The following is an 18951-nucleotide window of genomic DNA, read 5'->3' as shown; positions in this document are numbered from 1 at the left end:
GTTACTCCAACATTTTTTCGATTGGCAATACGAGGATTGAGCTGGCACCCAACGCTTTCAGTTTTTCCATGGTTTCCCAGAACAGGGTTTCGGTGCTCACCATGTGCATCGCCACGCGGCTTACGTCTCCGGCCAGTGGCAGCACGGTTGGACGCTCAGCACCTGGCAGCAGTGCAATCACTTCTTCCAGGCGCTCGCTCGGCGCATGCAGCATGATGTACTTGGATTCACGCGCTTTAATCACGCCTTGAATACGCGTCATCATTTTGTCGATCAGCTCTTGCTTAGCCGCAGGTAATTCGCCATCGCGCTGAATTAACACCGCTTTCGAGCGGTAGATCACTTCTACTTCGCGCAGGCCATTAGCTTCCAGCGTCGCGCCGGTTGAAACCAGGTCACAAATGGCATCGGCCAGGCCGGCGCGTGGTGCCACTTCGACAGAACCGTTCAGCAGGCAGGATTTAAAAGCAACGCCTTGTTTATCGAGGTATTTCTTCAGCAGATGCGGATACGAGGTGGCCACGCGGGCGTTATTCAGACACTGCGGGCCGGTGTACTCTGCATCAACCGGCATCGCCAGCGACAGGCGGCAGCCGCCGAAATCCAGCCGACGCAGCGTGAAGTAACGCGGATCTTCGCCCTGGGCGCGACGGTTCAGCAGCTCTTCTTCCAGTACGTTTTCACCGACGATGCCGAGATCCACCACGCCATCCATCACCAGGCCAGGAATATCGTCATCACGCACGCGCAGGATGTCGATCGGCATGTTCTCCGCAAACGCAATCAAACGCTGCTGCTGAAGGTTGATTTTGATGCCGCAGCGCGCCAGCAGTTCGCGTGATTCATCGCTTAAACGGCCAGATTTCTGCATAGCTATGCGAATACGGGTGTTATCTAACATGGTTCCTGTCCTCTTTTTCAATCCTGTCTGAACGTATTGGTTTGCGTTCGCCCATAAAAAAACCCCCGGAAGACGATCTTCCGGGGGCTCTCTTTGCGTTCGCACCACTGGAAGATCCTAATCGTCTCCCAGCACACATCGCCTGAAAGACTAATCAGGGTGATGGTGATGATGGTGGTTGAACTGAACGCGTGTCATAGTAAATTCCGTTGCTGAATGAGTATTCATTTGCGTGCTGATTAACCTAACGAAGATAGTGACAATTGGCAACCCTTTTTTAACTGTCAATTTCCGGAATCTCCCGAAACAGTTTGCGCTGGTTTGGCACATCTACCCGCACTAAGATGAAGTGTGAGCCCATAGCAGGAGTCGATATGAAAAAGGTCGCGATTGTAGGTCTTGGATGGCTGGGTATGCCGTTGGCAATGGCGCTAACGGCACGCGGCTGGCAGGTAACCGGCAGTAAAACCTCGCCGGATGGTGTGGACGCCGCACGCCGCTGTGGCATCGAAGCCTTCCAACTGGTTTTGACGCCAGAGCTGGAGTGTGAAGCAGAAGAGCTAGATACGCTGATGGCGGTGGATGCGCTGGTGGTGACCTTGCCTGCCAGCCGCACCGTAAAAGGCGGAGAGGATTACATGCAGGCGGTGCAGAACGTTGTGGACACCGCACTGGCAAAAAAAGTGCCGCGCATCATTTTCACCAGTTCTACCTCAGTATACGGCAGCGGCGCGGGTGTAATGAAAGAGAGCAGCCCGCTGCAACCGGAAACCGTTGCCGGCAAAACGCTGGTGGAATTGGAAAACTGGCTACACGATCTGCCCGGCACCAGCGTAGATATTGTGCGCCTTGCCGGATTAGTGGGACCAAATCGTCATCCGGGTCGTTTCCTGGCGGGTAAAGCCGGACTGGAAAATGGCGGTCACGCAGTGAATCTGGTGCATCTGGATGATGTGGTGGATGCGATTGTGCTGTTGTTGCAAACCCCGAAAGGCGGGCACGTTTACAATCTGTGTGCCTCGAAACATCCATCGCGCGATAGTTTTTATCCCAGCGTGTCGAAGCAACTGGGGCTTGAGCCACCCACGTTTGTTTCCGAACCGGAACGTTCTGCCGGGAAGGTGATTGATGGCTCGAAGATCGCGAATGAGTTGGGGTTTGAGTACAACTATGATGACCCGATGAAAATGCCGCTGGAATAGCAATCTTAAAAAGAGATATTTAAATTATGTTTCAAATAGGGCTGATTAAGCAAAGTATGTTACATCGGGAATATTGGCGATATTAAGAAAAAATTATTTTTTCATTTAATTATAAAAGAAAGGCTGGATATTATCAGCCTTTCCTAAATAATTTCAGCATTCGCTATCTATTGTAAGGACTAAGTTTATCACTAAGTTTCACAACTACCACACCATCAACTATCTTTACTGAGTTCCTGTTAGGCCAGGATGGCATGTCTTTAGCTGCCACTATGGAATTTTTGACTTGTATTTCATTTGGTTCTTTTAATTTAATTAAGTTGGCCGTAGACAAATACATATACATTCTCCGATTATTCCCACCATCCCAGTCAAAAAATGAAGAGCCGAATACATCCGCTGATGGTATTTTCCAGGAGTTTAACGGTGAGTAACTTCCATAAAAGAATACTGGTGTAACCTTTTCATCGAAGTTAGGGATATTATTATATAAAGTAGTGATAATTTGATTAGAAAGATTTTGGTCAGCTTCTCTTGCCATAAAATCACTATAAAATAGCTTATTGGATGCGGCGGAACCAATGCATAAGAAAATAATTGATATTATTAACCCAATAAATCTTACTCTTGAAATAACTAATGCTGCAGCAAACAAACCTGCAAATACAAGAGGGATTTGAGTCATGGCTCTTGGCGGCATACCTGAACCTATAGCGAAGTTTAATAAAAAACCTGACAGTAGGGTTGCAAAACCCATTAAAATTATTAGAGGGGCACCTCTTTTTCTTTTAATTGATAAAGTAATAATGGTAATAAGAGACAGTAAAACAAATGGGAAAGCGTTTATACCGTACGCTGATTTAAAGGTGAGATAATCTCTCATGAAAATTAAAACACTTTTTAAGACCTCATATACATCCCTTTTCCCCCATCCTATCATTGAGGTAAGGTAATTAGACATTGTTACGTCAAAATACAAGGCTGTCCATTTGGCTAAAAACGAGTTTATTATTAATGAAAGGATTATTAATAAGCTAAATACGGAAGTTTTCTCAAGCGCTTGTCTAAATGTAATCTGACCTTTAATTGCATCAATTGTTATTCTGATACATATTAGTGTGGCAGCGTAGAGGAAAATTGATTGGTAAACTGAAAGGGATATCACGGTGAGTGTTATAAATGCACTCGCCCGGATAACACTTATCTTTTCAATTATTAAAAGTGCAACTACTGATAATAGAAAAGATAAAGAAACAGTATCTGCTTGATTTGAAAATTCCAACTGATAAGCAAGTTGAGGTAGTGCCGCTAGCATAATTACGAATGAAATTGATTGAAGCTTGTTCAGTCCTAAATAAATAGATGAGGCTGCAGCCGATAAAGAAAGAATGATTAGACTGAATGCTGTTGTGAAAAAGGGAGCATAGGGCTCAGGAAGAACATAATGTCTAAGTAGGGCATGTCCCCATCTACCGGCTGAAAGCGTTTGTAGAAAATTATCTAACGGTTCTTCGTCTATAGATAACGTAAAATGTGTTAGCTCAAATCCATAAACGAAAATATAAGCTAATAAAGCAGCGATAAAGGCTGATTTAAACGCGTCTAAGTTTTTTGTCGTAATATTAAATGTCATGTTTTTTTTCATCTTTACATTTTGTCAAAATATATCTTGGGCGACCCTTGCTCTCGATATAAATCCTACCGATATATTCCCCAAGCACGCCAATCCCAATGAGCTGTACGCCACCTAAAAACAGCATTGAAACCATAATTGAAGGATAGCCTTTAACAGGATTACCCCAGAAAATAGTATCAATTAGCATCCATGCGCCATAGATGAATGAAAGGGCAGCGACGACAAGTCCGAGATAAGTCCAGATCCGAAGTGGGAAGGTTGAAAACGAAGTGATACCTTCAAGCGCAAGGTTCCACAACTTCCAGCCATTAAATTTGGTCGTGCCCGCAATACGGTCTGCCCGAATATATTCAACGACTTCAGTTTTGCCGCCGACCCAGCTGAGAACACCTTTCATAAACAGGTTACGTTCCTGCAGCAATTTGATATTTTCCACCACGTCGCGTGACATTAAGCGGAAATCACCCACATTTTCTTCGATCTTCGGCGAACTGATCTTGTTATGCAATTTGTAAAACCATTCTGCTGTCTTACGCTTTAGATGAGAGTCGGTGCTGCGATCAACACGTTTCGCCAGAACAATATCCGCGCCCAAATGCCACTTATCAACCATTAAAGGAATGACATCTATAGGATCTTGTAAATCTACATCGATTGGAATGATCGCATCGCCAGTTGCCGCTTCAAGGCCAGCGAAAAGGGCTGGTTCTTTACCAAAATTGCGTGTGAACGAAATGTGTTTGACTAAAGTATCATTAGCCTCAATTTCATTTAGAACAGCTTCAGTGCTGTCTGTGCTGCCATCGTTTATAAAAACTATTTCAACATTATATTTTTTAAAAGGTTCAAATTCGCGTACCGCGTTATAGAAGAGGGGAATGGCTTCCTCTTCATTCAACACAGGAACAATCAGAGAAAATTTCATTTACTCGTCCTAAACACGAAAAACTTAGAGTAGGCGAAGCCGAAAATCAAGCTGAGTGCAGAGAAGAAAACCAATGTAACGATTGGATTAATATGCAGGTAGTCAGCTGTCCAGCCCACGGCCGTTGCCATTGCGCCCATAAAGCAGATATAGAGAAGATATCGGGTAGTGGTCGCTTCTGCGTTAAACGTCCATTTTGCGTTGGCAAAGAAGGAAAAGGTTACCGCAACACAAAACGCCACGAGGTTAGACAGAGATTGGCTACCAACGATGGCATAAAGTGCTGCAAATACGACCCAATGAATGAGCGTATTGATTACACCGACAGAAGTGTATCTGACGAACAACCTCAACATTTTACAGCCCAATAATTTAAAGAGCCCGATCCTGACATTACCGTTGTCTTATAGCAAGTTTTGGTAAAGGAGTGTCGAGAAATTGTAATCAGTGGTTCACACCCCAAACCGATCCCGCAACGCATACCAAGCCGCGCCCATCGCCGTCAGCGGCACCTTAAACCGCCGCCCACCCGGAAATGGCAGGTGCGGCAATTTCGCAAACGCATCAAACCTCTCGGCGTGGCCACGCAGCACTTCGGCAATCAATTTCCCAGAAAGATGGGTGCAAGTGACGCCATGCCCACTATCGCCCTGCATAAAGAACGCATTTTTCTCAACCTGCCCAAACTGCGGCATACGCGACAATGTGAGCAGGAAATTGCCGCTCCAGCGGTGGCTGATTTTGATGTCACGCAGCTGCGGGAACGTGCGCAGTAGCTTGGGACGAATCAGCGCTTCGATATCATCCGGCTCGCGCGCGCCATACACCACGCCGCCGCCGTAGAGCAGGCGGTTGTCGGCGGTGAGGCGGAAGTAATCGAGCAGATAATTACAATCTTCTACGCAGTAATTATTCGGCAGTAAACCCAGCGCCTGGTCGCGCGTTAAGGGTTCGGTGGTCACGATCTGCGAGCCGCACGGCATGCTTTTGCGCGTCAGGCGCGGTTCAAGCTGCGACGGCAAATAAGCGTTGCCGGCAAAAATCACGAAGGTGGCGCTGACTTCACCTTTGGCGGTTTTTACCCGATGGGGTGCGCCATATTTTACTTCTATCGCCGCCGACTGCTCATAAATGCGTCCGCCGTGCCGTCGAATCGCTTCCGCTTCACCCAGCGCCAGATTGAGCGGATGCAGATGCCCGCCGCGCTTATCGAGTAAACCGCCGACGTAGCGATCGGTGGCCACTTCCCGGCGAATGCCACGCTCGTCGAGCAGCTCCAAATCGTGATTGCCGTAGCGCGCCCAACTGGCCTGCTGGCTGCGCAGATGGCCCATTTGACGTTGATTCAGCGCGGCAAAAATGCCGCCGGGACGATAATCGCAGGCGATGGCGTAACGGTCGATGCGATCGCGAATGATCTCCGCGCCTTCAAACATCATGCTGCCGAGCATCTGCGCGGTCTGTTTACCGTAGCGCTGCTCAATCACATCCACGTCACGGCTGTATGAGTTGACGACCTGACCGCCATTACGCCCGCTGGCGCCAAAGCCGATTTTCGCCGCTTCTAGCAGCACCACGTCGTAACCGGCTTCGGTAAGAAACAGCGCAGACGAAAGTCCGGTAAAACCGCCGCCAATAATGCAGACATCGCACTGTACCGATTCTTGCAGCTCCGGCCAGGGCGCATGAGCGTTGGCGGTAGCAGCGTAATAACTTCCCACATGTTGCATTACATCCTCCTTAAGCGCGAAATCTTAGAAATTGGCGGGCGTATGCGCGCTAACAATGCGACACGGTTGATCTGAAGTATTGGTAAAACTGTGCGGCAAGCCGGTGTCAATCACATAGCTCTCTCCGCGATATAAATGATAACTCTGGCCGTTCACCACCAGCGTGATTTCACCTTCCAGTATCGTGCCGGTTTCCTCGCCGGGATGGCGTAACTTCTCACCGGTGCTGGCGCCCGGTTCGTAACGCTCTAGCAGCATCGCCAGCGCACGACGCGCGGCACCGTTATCAATCAACATCAGCGATACGCCAAGGCTGCCGATCTCCACGCATTCTTCCGGGCGCACAATCACCCGCGGCGTGGTATTGATTTTGGGTTCGGAGAAAAACTCCGACAGCGATAGCCCGTAAACTTTCAGCAGCTTCTGTAAAGTGCTGACGGCCGGGCTCACTTTGTCCTGTTCGATGGTGCTAATGGCGCTGTGCGTTAATCCTGATAACTCAGCGACGCGACGCTGAGACAATCCCAACGCCTGCCGGATTTGCGATAAGCGCCGCCCGGGTGCCAGAGTGGCATCATTCATGGCTGTTTTTCCTTGTGATAACAGACAGCGGCGTGGATAAAGGCCTCAAACAAACGGCGCGAGACCGGATCGCGGTCGGACTGCCATTCTGGATGCCATTGCACCGCGAGGGCGAAAGGGTGCTTTGGCAGGCTAACGGCTTCAATCAATCCGTCAGGCGCGCGCGCTTCCACGCGCAGCTGTGGACCGGTTTCACGAATGCCTTGCCCATGTAACGAATTGACTGCAAACGATTCGGCGCTGCCAAGCAGCTGGCTCAGCATGCCACCAGCTTCTGGCTGCACATCATGTACCGGCGCGTATTGCTCATCCAGCGGCAGCGCATCGTTTTCGCGATGCTCCTGAAAAAGATGCGTCATATGCAGTTGGCGATGCAGTGCGCCGCCGTTGGCGACCACCAGCTCCTGCAGGCCGCGACAAATGCCAAACATCGGCATCTTTTTACCCGCCGCATGGGTGATAAGTCCGAAGGCGAGACGATCGCGCGCTGGATCGGCATGCGCCTCTTTGCCATCTTCGCCATAGTGCCAGGGTTCAATGTTGCTGGGGCTGCCGGTCAGCAAAATGCCATCCAGCACGGTCATACTGTTTTCTAATAGATGAGGAGAGTGCATTAACTGATGCGGTAATGGCAGCGGCACGCCACCGGCGAGTACGATAGCGTCGAGGTATTTATTGTGAACCGTTTGACCAGCATGGCTGCCGATCATGTTTTGGCACATCACTACGCCAATCAAAGGCTTGTCAAAAATAATGCCCATAACGTCTCCACGCTGCTGTTCAATATTTTCGCCGAAACGGCACGGCTGGCGTTAAAAGTGTGCAATATTTTGTCAATCTAGCAATCAGCCGTTCATTCCTCCAGCAGAATTGTTACATTTGCACACTTTTTGCGTTAGCGCTATGTTAGAAGAGTGGCTGTTATTTTGAGCATTTCGCGCACCAATTCTAAACGGTATAGGGCGGGTGGGATCATGACGAACCTCGTAGAAGTAGAAGACTTCACGCGACACAGTGAAGAGAAACGAACAAGCGCGTTCCAGCTGGAGGTCAAAACCTGGCTGGAACGCCATCCTGAAACGCAGTATGTCGATATTCTTCTTAATGATTTAAATGGGGTATTTCGCGGTAAACGCATTCCCATCTCCGCATTAGCAAAACTGGAAAAAGGGTGTTACTTCCCGGCTTCGGTTTTCGCTATGGATATTCTCGGTAACACCGTCGAAGACGCCGGACTGGGCCAGTCACTGGGCGAACCCGACCACCTCTGCATGCCGGTTCCCGGAACCTTAATACCTTCTGCAGCCGACCCCACGCACATCGCTCAGCTGTTGCTGACCATGTGTAACCAAGATGGCACTCCCTTTGACGTTGAACCCCGTAATGTCCTTAATCGACTGTGGCAACAGCTGCGTAATCGAGGATTGTTCCCGGTGGTAGCGGTAGAGCTGGAGTTCTATCTGGTGGATAAAAAGCGCGATGCGGAGGGCTTCATTCAGCCGCCATGCTCGCCGGGCAGTGACGATCGCAACATGCAGAGTCAGGTTTATTCGGTCGATAATCTCGACAATTTCGCCGACGTTCTGCGTGATATCGATCATCTTGCCAGGCTGCAAGGGATTCCCGCCGACGGTGCCCTGGCAGAAGCCTCGCCCGGCCAGTTTGAAATTAACCTGCATCACGCGCGCGACGTGCTGAAAGCGTGTGACCACGCCATTCAATTGAAGCGGCTGGTGCGGCAGGTGGCCGAGAATCACGGCATGACGGCGACGTTTATGGCTAAACCTTACGAAGAGTATGCAGGCAGCGGCATGCATGTTCACATCAGCATGCTGGATGCCGCCGATCATAACGCCTTCGCGCTAGACGATGGCAGCGATTCACCGCTGATGAAACGTGCGCTGGCGGGGATGATCGATCTGATGCCGGCCTCAATGGCCCTGCTGGCACCAAATGTGAACGCCTATCGCCGCTTCCTGCCGGAAGCTTATGTGCCGCTGCAGGCGTCGTGGGGGCACAATAATCGCACGGTCGCACTACGTGTACCCTGTGGCGATGCGGAAAACCACCGCATCGAGTATCGCGTTGCCGGTGCAGATGCAAATCCCTATCTGGTAGTGTCAACTATTCTTGCCGGTATTTTGCACGGTCTGGATAATCAGCTACCTTTACCGCATGCGGTGCAAGGCAATGGGCATGAAGCAGAAGGGCTGGCATTACCGATTCGGCAAAGTGATGCGCTCTATGAATTCGAGAATAGCTATCCGCTGCAGAAGCTCTTGGGCGAGCGTTTCAGCGGGGTATGGCACAGCTGCAAACAGTATGAGTTGATGCAGTTTGAGCGCTTAATCACCTCGACGGAAATCGACTGGATGCTAAAGAATGCCTGACCGCGTGAAGAATTGATCTAACGTCTTGTGCCGATGGCATAAGTTGGGGCAAAATACGCGCCCTGCAAAATGAGAACTAACCGACGTTAACCGCGTCGGTTATTTTTTTGCATGATGTAGTACTCACTGACATTCAAACGAGGCCGGACACGCATCCGGATAGATAGATACTGACAAACACGCTTGTGCGTGAGATTTGAGGAAAACAAAGATGGGACTGTTTAACATTGCACCAGCTCAGGCTGGTTCTCGCTTCCGTGATGACTACGGCGCCGCGACAATCGCAAACACGTATTTCACTTCTCACTGCAGCAAATTGCGCAGTATCCCTGTAGCTCAGCCGATCGCGGTTGTCGCTTGCGGGGGCCTGAACAATGTCGCTTAACACCTCTGCCGCACCTCAGCGTGCACATCTGAAAAAATCCCTGACCTTGATCCCGGTTGTCATGATGGGCCTGGCGTATATGCAGCCAATGACCCTGTTTGATACCTTCGGTATCGTGTCTGGATTGACCGACGGCCACGTCGCCACCGCGTATGCTTTCGCCCTGATCGCGATTCTGTTTACTGCCGTGAGCTACGGCAAGCTGGTACGCCGCTTCCCATCTGCGGGCTCCGCTTACACCTATGCTCAGAAGGCAATCAGTCCGCATGTCGGCTTTATGGTTGGCTGGTCATCACTGCTGGACTACCTGTTCATGCCGATGATCAACATCCTGCTGGCGAAAAGTTACTTTGAAACGTTGGTGCCTGGCATTCCGTCATGGATTTTCGTGGTGCTGCTGGTGGCCTTCATGACCATCTCTAACCTGCGTGGAATCAAAACCGTTGCCAACTTCAACAGCGTGATCGTGGTGCTGCAAGTGGTGGTGATGGTAGTGATCACCGGTATGGTGGTATACGGTGTGGCACACGGAGTGGGCGAGGGGACATTGACCAGCAGCAAACCGTTCTGGTCTGAGAATGCGCACGTGGTGCCGATGATTACCGGTGCGACCATTCTGTGCTTCTCGTTCCTCGGCTTTGACGGCATCAGTTCGCTGTCGGAAGAGACCAAAGATGCAGAACGCACCATCCCACGCGCGATTTTCCTCACCGCGCTGATTGGTGGTGTGATCTTTATCGGTGTCTCTTACTTCCTGCAGCTGTACTTCCCTGACATTTCGCGTTTCACCAACCCGGACTCTTCACAGCCAGAAATCATGCTGTTCGTGGCGGGTAAAGCGTTGCAGATTGGCATCCTGATCTTCTCAGTGGTGACAGTGCTGGCGTCGGGTATGGCCGCGCACGCCGGTGTTTCACGTCTGATGTACGTGATGGGCCGTGATGGCGTGTTCCCGCAGCGTTTCTTTGGCTTCGTGCATCCGAAATACCGCACGCCGTCACTGAACGTGCTGCTGGTCGGTGCGGTGGCGCTGATGGCGATCAACTTCGACCTGGTGACCGCAACGGCGCTGATTAACTTCGGTGCACTGGTGGCGTTTACCTTTGTGAACCTGTCGGTGATTGCGCAGTTCTGGATCCGTGAGAAGCGTAACAAGACGCTGAAAGATCACATCAACTATCTGCTGCTGCCGGTCATGGGCGCACTGACAGTCGGTGCGTTGTGGATTAACCTGGAAGAGACCTCAATGGTGCTCGGCCTGGTGTGGGCGGCGATTGGTATCATCTACCTCGCGTTTGTTACCCGCACTTTCCGCAATCCGGTTCCGCAATTCAGCGAAGAAGTGTGATTTGATTGAAGTCGCTGTCCCCCATCCCGGCCTTCCCCCATTAATGGGGGAGGACCGAGGAGGGGAACAGCAAGCACAATTTAAAAAACTCAACCCGCTAACACCAATTCCCAACGCCCCGCACTCAACGCTTCACGTCCCGCTTTACTTAGCTCTGCATCCGTAATTAATGTATCAAACTGCTCCAGCGGCAACGCCAGATGCGTCGCAATCTTGTTGTACTTGGAACTGTCGCTCAGCAACACGCGCTTGCTACTGACATCGCTCGCCGCCTGCTTGACCGGCACTTTATCTTCATCTGGCGTATACAGTCCGCGCGTGCCCCAGCATGATGCGGAGATAAACGCGATATCGATCGCCAGCTGACGCAAACTGCGTGCTGCCGCTTCACCCACGCTGGAACGGTTCTCACGGCACACCGTGCCGCCGGTGTGAATCAGCTTGCAGTCGCTACTTTCCATGAGTAGACGCGCAATCACAAAATCATTGGTCACCACCAGCAAATCGTCACGCTCTATCAACTCGCGTGCCAGTGCTAACGTGGTAGTGCCGGCATCAAGATAAATACAGCTATTACGCGGAATGTGGCGCGCAGCATACTGGCCAATCGCCATCTTCTCACCGCTGTACATATTGGTTTTTGCCAGATGCGACGGCTCCGCCGCCAGGCGATCCGCCGAGCGCACACCACCAGAAACCGACAACACCGCGCCTTGCTCTTCCAGTTTCTGCACATCGCGACGAATCGTCATATGTGACACGCCCAATCTTTCGGTCAGCTCAGCAATGCTCACCACGCCGCGTTCAGCAACCAGCGTTAAAATTTGTTGATGACGTTCAATCGGAATCACCCTGCTCTCCCTGAATTATCATTTTTTCACATTGTAGATCATCGATTCACAGCTCGCAGCACAATTTATCTTGACGAATTCTCTGCAGAAATCCCACGCAGACCGGATCCTAATCAATCAGGTTGAGGTGTGAATTCATGTTAAACAGTGCGCAGCGAAGTTAATTTTTGTGATGCTACGCACGTTTATTGCGCAGTAACTGCGGCAGACTTAACACCAATGAACATATTATCACTTAAATTAACAATGGAGGTGTGCTGTGTCAGCAACCGTGAATAACATCGGCGTGATTGGTTTAGGTTCCATGGGCATGGGTGCGGCGCAGTCTTGTATCCGTGCAGGATTGAACACCTGGGGCGTTGACCTCAATCCGCAAGCGCTGGAAACCCTGCGTCAGGCCGGCGCGCGCGATGCGCAGACCTCCGCTGCCCGTTTTGCTGCTGAACTGGATGCGGTGCTGCTGCTGGTGGTCAACGCCGCGCAGGTCAAAGCGATTCTGTTCGGTGAAAACGGTGTGGCCGCGCAGCTCAAGCCCGGCACCGTGGTAATGGTCTCTTCCACCATCTCTTCACAGGATGCGCAGGCGATTGAACAACAGCTGGCGCAGCATCAGTTGCTGATGCTGGATGCGCCGGTTTCCGGCGGTGCAGCCAAAGCCGCAGTCGGTGAGATGACCGTAATGGCATCCGGCAGCGATGAAGCCTTTGCACTGCTAAAACCGGTGCTGGATGCGGTAGCGGCGAAGGTCTACCGCGTCGGCAGCGAGATCGGTTTGGGCTCTACCGTCAAAATCATTCACCAGCTGCTGGCGGGCGTGCACATTGCCGTGGGTGCAGAAGCGATGGCACTGGCCGCGCGGGCCGGGATTCCGCTCGACACCATGTACGACGTGGTGACCAATGCCGCCGGTAACTCGTGGATGTTTGAGAACCGCATGCGTCACGTGGTGGATGGCGATTACTCGCCGAAATCTGCAGTCGATATCTTCGTCAAAGATCTCAACCTGGTCGCGGATACCGCTAAATCGCTGCACTTCCCGCTGCCGCTGGCCTCTACCGCGCTCAACATGTTTACCGAAGCCAGTAATGCCGGTCACGGCCGTGAAGATGACAGCGCGGTGATCAAGATCTTTAGTGGCATCACGCTGCCGCAGGCAGAGGAGAAGTAATCATGCGTTTAGGCGTTATTGCAGACGATTTTACCGGAGCCACTGACATTGCCAGTTTCCTGGTGCAGAACGGTCTGCCGACTATTCAGTTCAACGGCGTGCCCGATGCGCACGACGCACTGCGCGCGCAGGCGATTGTGATCAGCCTGAAGTCGCGTTCTTGTCCGCCTCAGCAGGCGATTGAGCAATCATTGGCGGCGCTGGCGTGGCTACAACAGCAGGGCTGTGATCGTTTCTACTTGAAATATTGCTCGACCTTCGACAGCACCGAGCAAGGCAATATCGGTCCGGTGACCGATGCGCTGCTGGCGGCATTAGGCGAAACGCAAACGGTGATTTCGCCGTCGCTGCCTGTTAACGGGCGTACGGTGTATCAGGGCTATCTGTTTGTTGCCGATCAGCTGCTGTCTGAATCGGGCATGCGCCATCATCCGGTCACGCCAATGACCGACAGCAATCTGGTGCGTTTGATGACGCGTCAGGCCAAAGGTCAGGCTGCGGTGATCAACGCGGCGCAGCTGGATCAAGGTGCCGAGGTGGTGCGTGCGCAGCTGGATGCCTTGAAAACACAGGGCATTAACTATGTGGTATTGGATGCGCTGCACGAGCAGCATCTGCTGACGCAGGGCGAAGCGTTGAAAGAGACGCGTCTGGTCACCGGCGGTTCAGGATTGGCGATCGGGATTGCCCGCGCCTGGTCAACGCAGCAGCAGAACAGCGATGCCGAGCAGGCGGGTCGTCCGCAAGGCGACCGTGCGGTGGTGATCTCCGGTTCCTGTTCGCAAATGACCAATCGTCAGGTTGAGGCGTATCGCCAGCACGCGCCATCGCATGAAGTGCGGGTGGAGCGTTGCCTGGACGATGCCGAAAGCTATGCACAGGAACTCTGCAATTGGGTCGAAGCGCATCATCAACCTGCGCTGGCTCCTTTATTGTTCGCGACTGCCGATGCGCAGCAGCTGCAGGCAATTCAGCAGCAGTTTGGCGCGGCGCGCAGCAGCGAAGCCGTTGAGCAGCTATTTGCCGCGGTTACGCGTGAACTGAAAGTTCGCGGCTGGCAGCGCTTTATCGTGGCAGGCGGCGAAACCTCGGGTGTGGTGGCACAAAGCCTCGGCGTCACCGCGTTCCACATCGGACCGATGATTTCGCCGGGCGTACCATGGGTGCGCGATATCCATCAGCCGCTGTCGTTGGCATTGAAATCCGGCAACTTTGGCGATGAACAGTTCTTTGCTCGCGCACAAACGGAGTTTTCAGCATGACCGAACAACAAGCTCGCGAAGAAATGGTGCAGCTTGGCGCCTCCTTCTTTCAGCGCGGTTACGCCACCGGTTCGGCAGGCAACCTGTCGCTGCTGCTGGAAGATGGCAACTTGCTGGCGACGCCAACCGGATCGTGCCTCGGCGAACTGCAGGCCGATCGCCTGTCAAAAGTGACGCTACAAGGCGAATGGATCTCCGGCGATAAGCCATCGAAAGAGGTCGCTTTTCACCGCGCGCTCTACCTGAATAATCCCGAGTGCAAAGCGGTGGTGCACCTGCACAGCCACTATCTGACGGCGCTCTCCTGCCTCAACGATCTCGATAGCGAAAACTGCATCCGGCCGTTCACGCCCTACGTGGTGATGCGCGTCGGTGATGTACCGGTAGTGCCGTATTACAAGCCGGGCGATCAGCGTTTAGCTGACGATCTGGCCAATCTGGCCTCGCGCTACAGCGCCTTCCTGTTGGCCAATCACGGCCCGGTAGTGGTGGGTAAATCCCTGCGCGAAGCCGCCAATAACACTGAAGAACTGGAAGAGACCGCGCGTCTGATGTTCACGCTCGGCGACCGCTCGATTCGTTATCTGACCGATAGCGAAGTGGCGGAATTGAGGAGTTTCTAATGCCTAAGTTTGCAGCCAATTTATCCACGCAGTTCGGTGAACTGCCGTTTATCGAACGCTTTGCCGCCGCGGCTAACGCCGGTTTTCGCGGCGTCGAGTTCTTATTCCCTTATGACTATCCAGCCGAGGTGATCAAAGCCGAGATGGAGAAACATCAATTGGAGCTGGTGTTGTTCAACACCGCGGCTGGCAATGTGCAAGCGGGTGAATGGGGCGTTTCTGCCATTCCCGGCCGTGAAGAGCAAGCGCGCGCCGATATCGATCGCGCGCTGGAGTATGCGTTGGCGTTAAATTGTCAGCAGGTGCACATCATGGCGGCCACCGTGCCGAACGGTGCCAATCGTGCCGAATATGAAGCGACATTCGTGCAAAATATGCACTATGCCGCTGAGCGTTTTGCGCCGCATGGCATTCGCCTGCTGCTGGAAGCGCTAAATCCGGTCACCAAGCCCAATTATCTCTATTCAAGTCAGTACCAGACGCTGGCGATGATGGAACGCATCGATCGTCCGAACGTATTTACCCAGCTCGATCTTTTCCATGCGCAGTTGGTGGACGGCAATCTGACGCATCTGATCCGTGAATATGCGGGCCGTTATCGCCACGTCCAGATCGCGTCGGCACCACATCGCCACGAGCCGGATGAAGGCGAAGTTAACTATTCGTATCTGTTTAATCTGCTGGATGAAGTGGGCTACGACGGTTGGGTGGGATGTGAATATTTCCCGCGCGGCCGCACCGAAGCCGGTCTCGGCTGGTTCGCGCCATACGCTAAGTAAATCAATACCCTTCCAGCACAGTGCGTAGAAGCACTGTGCTGGATAAGTCATGCCTGAATCTGTCAATGCCAGAGAAAGCTGTACCCAAAAAATACTTATAAAATAGAGGATTATCATGTCAACCGCGTTGTTGTTAGCTATCGCTACCGCCAGCATCGTGATCTTGCTGTTGCTGGTGATTAAAACCAAAGTTCACCCCTTCGTGGCGCTGCTGATTGTTAGCCTGCTGGTGGCGATTGCTACCGGCATCCCAGCGGATAAAATCATGGAAACCATCTTTAGCGGGATGGGCAATCTGCTAGGACATATCACCATCATCATCGTGTTGGGGGCGATGCTGGGTGCAGTCATTGAAGCCTCGGGCGGCGCAGAGTCGCTGGCGCAGCGCTTCAGCAAATCGCTGGGCATTAAGCGCACCGTAGCAGCGCTAACCATGGCCGCCTTTATCCTCGGTATTCCGGTCTTCTTCGAAGTCGGTTTCATTATCGTCATTCCGCTGATTTACGGCTTCACCAAAGTGGCGCGCGTGTCACCGCTGAAGTTTGGCCTGCCAATGGCGGGGGTGATGCTGACGGTACACGTGGCGTTGCCAACCCATCCGGGCGCTGCTGCGGCCGCCGGCATTCTGCATACCGATATGGGCTGGCTGATGATGCTGGGTATTTTGATTTCAATCCCGGTCGGAATCGTCGGCTACTTCGTCGCCAAAGCGATGAACCTGCGTCAGTATCATCTTTCGGTGGATGTGCTGGAGCAGTTGCAGCTGGCGAAACCGGAAGGCACGCCGAAAAATGATGCGTCACCGCCGGGCGCACTCACCATCACCGGTTTAATTGTGGTACCGATTCTGCTGATCGTGATGGGGACCGTGGCGCACACCACGCTGGCTGAAGGCAGCACGCTGCGCTCGGTGATGACGGTGATTGGCACACCCGCGATTGCGTTGCTGATTGCGCTGGGTTTGGCGGCATGGCTGCTGGGCGTGCGCCGCGGCTGGAGCAAGGAGAAGCTGGAAGATCTGACCGGCCGTGCGATTCCCAGTTCCGCCAGCGTGATTCTGGTGGCGGGCGCGGGCGGTGCCTTCGGTAAAGTGTTGGTGGAATCGGGCGTGGGCAAAGCGCTGGCATTAACGCTGGAAACCTTGCACCTTCCGTTGCTACCCGCTGCGTTTATCCTGTCGCTGGCGCTGCGTGCCTCGCAGGGATCGGCAACGGTCGCGATTCTCACCACCAGCGGTTTGCTGAGCCAGGCGGTGGGTGATGTGACGGAAATGCAGCGCGTGCTGATCACGTTAGCGGCCTGTTTCGGCGGTTTGGGCTTGTCGCATGTCAATGATGCTGGATTTTGGGTGGTGACGCGTTATCTGGGCTTGTCGGTAGCCGACGGTTTGAAGACCTGGACGGTATTAACCACCGTGATGGGCCTGAGCGGATTTGTATTAACGTGGCTGGTGTGGGGAATGATTTAAGTTTCCAGGTCGCCATAAATGGCATAACGCTCGTTAGTTAAGAGATGAAACCCCAATTACCGAGCACACACATTGTAGCGGCGCAATTCATTGCGCGATAAATCGCGCCGCTACGGAATGTGCGGTGGTTTGATACGGTGCTTAACTGATCGGCATTACGCCATTTATGGCGACCGCTTTTAAAAAGCGCAGAGGACTAAGAAACCAGCTCCTGCGCATACAAATACAGCGCTTTCAACTGCGCCATCTTCTCGGTATTTCCCTCGTGCAAACTCGCCAGCGATTCCAGCTCCAGCAAGAACGCCTGCACGCGCTCAGCATTCAGCGCTTCGCGGCGATGCTGCAGCCAGCGCTGCTGCTCGGCGTCATCCAGCGTGCCGGGGAAATTACGCGCACGATAGCGGAACAGCAGTTTAGCGATGCGCTTATCTTCAAAGGTCAAATCCAGCGCCGGAAGGTTCTGCGGCGGCGTCTGGCGGATAATGTTCATACCAGCACGATCGGCATCGCTAAAGAAACCGTCATACAGCTGGGCATCCACATCATCCGATGGCGTGAACGGCTCGGCGTCGGCAAATAGCGCCACCACTTTCTCTCGCACTTCAGCATGTTCACGCAGCAGCTTGAGGTTGGCGAGGCACTGCTGGCGATCGATGTTCAGGCGCTCGGCATCTTCCGGACGCAGCGTACTCGCGGGTGCCAGCACCGGACACTTATTGATATGCACCAGTTTGATCGGCACGGCAGGCAGATCGCCCAACTCGCTATGACGGGTATACAAACGTTCACGCAGTTCGTCAGATTCCAGCGCCAGCAGCGGCGACATATCACCGGCCAGGTCGGCGACAATCAATGCATTACGATTATCCGGATGCCAGGCGAGCGGCACAATCCAGCTGGTATTGCCACGTGCCGCGCCGAACATGCCGGAGACGTGCACTAGCGGTTTCATCTGCGGGATATCAATCAGCGTCATCAGTTTCTGTTTGTTGCGATGGGTAAACAGAAACTCAAACAGCTTCGGCTGCTTCTCTTGCACCAGTTTGGCCATGGCCAGCGTGGCATAAACGTCAGACATCGCATCGTGCGCCTGTTCGTGTGCCACGCCATTGGCTTTGGTGAGATGTTCCAGCTTAAAGCTCGGGAAGCCATCGTCATTTTCCGGCCACTCAATACCTTCCGGGCGTAACGCGTAACAAGCGCGCATCACGTCGAGCAAATCCCAGCGCGAATTGCCGTTCTGCCAGCTCCAGCCGTACGGATCGAAGAAGTTGCGATAGAAGATATTGCGCGTCACTTCATCATCAAAGCGCACATTGTTGTAACCAATCACACAGGTTTGCGGCTCGCTAAACAGGCCGTGGATGCGTTCGGCAAACGCCGCTTCTGTCACGCCGCGCGCTTTGGCGGTTTGCGGCGTAATGCCGGTGATCATTACCGCTTCCGGCTGCGGCAGATAATCGTCGGCCGGTTGGCAATAAAATACCTGCGGTTCACCTACCGCGTTGAATTCTTTATCGGTACGCAGGCCGGCAAACTGCGCCGGACGGTCTAGCGATGGGCTTTTGCCGAAGGTTTCATAATCGTGGAATAAGAAGGTGAACTCAGAGGCGGGCACGGCGTTATCCTGGCAATGGAGAATCAACGCACAGGATAGTCGTCCCTGGGTAGCAGTACAACCTCGATCATCCTCGCTGCGAG

General features: G+C 52.8%; 18 protein-coding genes and 1 other annotated feature. Of the genes, 8 read left to right on the top strand and 10 right to left on the bottom strand.

Features of this window, described 5'->3' with window-relative positions; translation table 11 throughout:
- Position 1: 1 nt before the first annotated feature.
- Positions 2-901: an ATP phosphoribosyltransferase gene (hisG, locus tag ACRQ84_RS08210; RefSeq protein ID WP_483817710.1), complete on the bottom strand. Its 900-nt coding sequence runs from the start codon at positions 899-901 to the stop codon at positions 2-4.
- Positions 902-954: 53 nt separating this feature from the next.
- Positions 955-1076, bottom strand: a sequence feature (His leader region).
- Positions 1052-1099, bottom strand: a complete 48-nt coding sequence (hisL, locus tag ACRQ84_RS08205) for a his operon leader peptide (protein WP_100396937.1) — start codon at positions 1097-1099, stop codon at positions 1052-1054. (Overlaps the previous feature by 25 nt.)
- Positions 1100-1275: 176 nt before the next feature.
- Here hisL and ACRQ84_RS08200 point away from each other — a divergent pair, with 176 nt between their 5' ends.
- Positions 1276-2103: an SDR family oxidoreductase gene (locus ACRQ84_RS08200; protein ID WP_483817709.1), complete on the top strand. Its 828-nt coding sequence runs from the start codon at positions 1276-1278 to the stop codon at positions 2101-2103.
- Between the two features lie 163 nt (positions 2104-2266).
- Here ACRQ84_RS08200 and ACRQ84_RS08195 read toward each other — a convergent pair whose 3' ends face one another.
- The 6 genes from ACRQ84_RS08195 to puuD form a co-directional block, all read right to left on the bottom strand.
- The gene (locus ACRQ84_RS08195; protein WP_483817708.1) at positions 2267-3736 is read right to left on the bottom strand and encodes a glucosyltransferase domain-containing protein; all 1470 of its coding nucleotides are present in this window, start codon (positions 3734-3736) and stop codon (positions 2267-2269) included.
- Positions 3726-4664: a glycosyltransferase family 2 protein gene (locus ACRQ84_RS08190; RefSeq protein ID WP_483817707.1), complete on the bottom strand. Its 939-nt coding sequence runs from the start codon at positions 4662-4664 to the stop codon at positions 3726-3728. The genes ACRQ84_RS08195 and ACRQ84_RS08190 overlap by 11 nt, the downstream gene beginning before the upstream one ends.
- Complete coding sequence (locus tag ACRQ84_RS08185) at positions 4661-5020, bottom strand: GtrA family protein (protein WP_483817706.1); 360 nt, start codon at positions 5018-5020, stop codon at positions 4661-4663. The genes ACRQ84_RS08190 and ACRQ84_RS08185 overlap by 4 nt, the downstream gene beginning before the upstream one ends.
- A 96-nt stretch (positions 5021-5116) precedes the next feature.
- On the bottom strand, positions 5117-6394 hold the full coding sequence (locus tag ACRQ84_RS08180) for an NAD(P)/FAD-dependent oxidoreductase (RefSeq protein WP_483817705.1): 1278 nt from the start codon (positions 6392-6394) through the stop codon (positions 5117-5119).
- Between the two features lie 24 nt (positions 6395-6418).
- Positions 6419-6976, bottom strand: a complete 558-nt coding sequence (gene puuR / locus ACRQ84_RS08175) for an HTH-type transcriptional regulator PuuR (RefSeq protein ID WP_483817704.1) — start codon at positions 6974-6976, stop codon at positions 6419-6421.
- Complete coding sequence (gene puuD / locus ACRQ84_RS08170; RefSeq protein ID WP_483817703.1) at positions 6973-7737, bottom strand: gamma-glutamyl-gamma-aminobutyrate hydrolase; 765 nt, start codon at positions 7735-7737, stop codon at positions 6973-6975. The genes puuR and puuD overlap by 4 nt, the downstream gene beginning before the upstream one ends.
- Positions 7738-7950: 213 nt before the next feature.
- Here puuD and ACRQ84_RS08165 point away from each other — a divergent pair, with 213 nt between their 5' ends.
- Together ACRQ84_RS08165 and ACRQ84_RS08160 are read left to right on the top strand one after the other, a co-directional pair.
- Positions 7951-9366 carry a glutamine synthetase family protein gene (locus ACRQ84_RS08165; protein ID WP_483817702.1) on the top strand — a complete coding sequence of 472 codons (1416 nt, stop codon included), beginning with the start codon at positions 7951-7953 and terminating at the stop codon, positions 9364-9366.
- Between the two features lie 374 nt (positions 9367-9740).
- Entirely contained in the window at positions 9741-11099 is a 1359-nt protein-coding gene (locus tag ACRQ84_RS08160) for an APC family permease (protein WP_064739198.1), read from the top strand.
- Between the two features lie 89 nt (positions 11100-11188).
- Here the strand turns inward: ACRQ84_RS08160 and ygbI are convergent, their stop codons facing one another.
- Positions 11189-11950: a DNA-binding transcriptional repressor YgbI gene (ygbI, locus tag ACRQ84_RS08155; RefSeq protein ID WP_483817701.1), complete on the bottom strand. Its 762-nt coding sequence runs from the start codon at positions 11948-11950 to the stop codon at positions 11189-11191.
- Positions 11951-12254: 304 nt separating this feature from the next.
- Between ygbI and ltnD the strand changes: the two genes are divergently transcribed.
- The 5 genes from ltnD (at position 12255) to ACRQ84_RS08130 (ending at position 17250) form a co-directional block, all read left to right on the top strand.
- Positions 12255-13118 carry an L-threonate dehydrogenase gene (gene ltnD, locus ACRQ84_RS08150; RefSeq protein WP_064739662.1) on the top strand — a complete coding sequence of 288 codons (864 nt, stop codon included), beginning with the start codon at positions 12255-12257 and terminating at the stop codon, positions 13116-13118.
- Between the two features lie 2 nt (positions 13119-13120).
- Positions 13121-14380: a 3-oxo-tetronate kinase gene (gene otnK / locus ACRQ84_RS08145; protein WP_483817700.1), complete on the top strand. Its 1260-nt coding sequence runs from the start codon at positions 13121-13123 to the stop codon at positions 14378-14380.
- Complete coding sequence (otnC, locus tag ACRQ84_RS08140) at positions 14377-15003, top strand: 3-oxo-tetronate 4-phosphate decarboxylase (RefSeq protein ID WP_483817699.1); 627 nt, start codon at positions 14377-14379, stop codon at positions 15001-15003. The genes otnK and otnC overlap by 4 nt, the downstream gene beginning before the upstream one ends.
- Entirely contained in the window at positions 15003-15782 is a 780-nt protein-coding gene (locus tag ACRQ84_RS08135; RefSeq protein ID WP_483817698.1) for an HPr family phosphocarrier protein, read from the top strand. The genes otnC and ACRQ84_RS08135 overlap by 1 nt, the downstream gene beginning before the upstream one ends.
- 115 nt (positions 15783-15897) lie before the next feature.
- Entirely contained in the window at positions 15898-17250 is a 1353-nt protein-coding gene (locus ACRQ84_RS08130; RefSeq protein ID WP_483817697.1) for a GntP family transporter, read from the top strand.
- A gap of 196 nt (positions 17251-17446) precedes the next feature.
- Here the strand turns inward: ACRQ84_RS08130 and sbcB are convergent, their stop codons facing one another.
- A complete protein-coding gene (gene sbcB / locus ACRQ84_RS08125) occupies positions 17447-18868 on the bottom strand; it encodes an exodeoxyribonuclease I (RefSeq protein WP_483817696.1) in 1422 nt (473 codons plus the stop codon).
- Between the last annotated feature and the right edge of the window lie 83 nt (positions 18869-18951).

The organism is Pantoea sp. E2023-21 (assembly GCF_051302795.1).
Taxonomy (GTDB): domain Bacteria; phylum Pseudomonadota; class Gammaproteobacteria; order Enterobacterales; family Enterobacteriaceae; genus Pantoea; species Pantoea ludwigii_A.
This window is presented reverse-complemented; position numbering and strand designations above follow the sequence as displayed.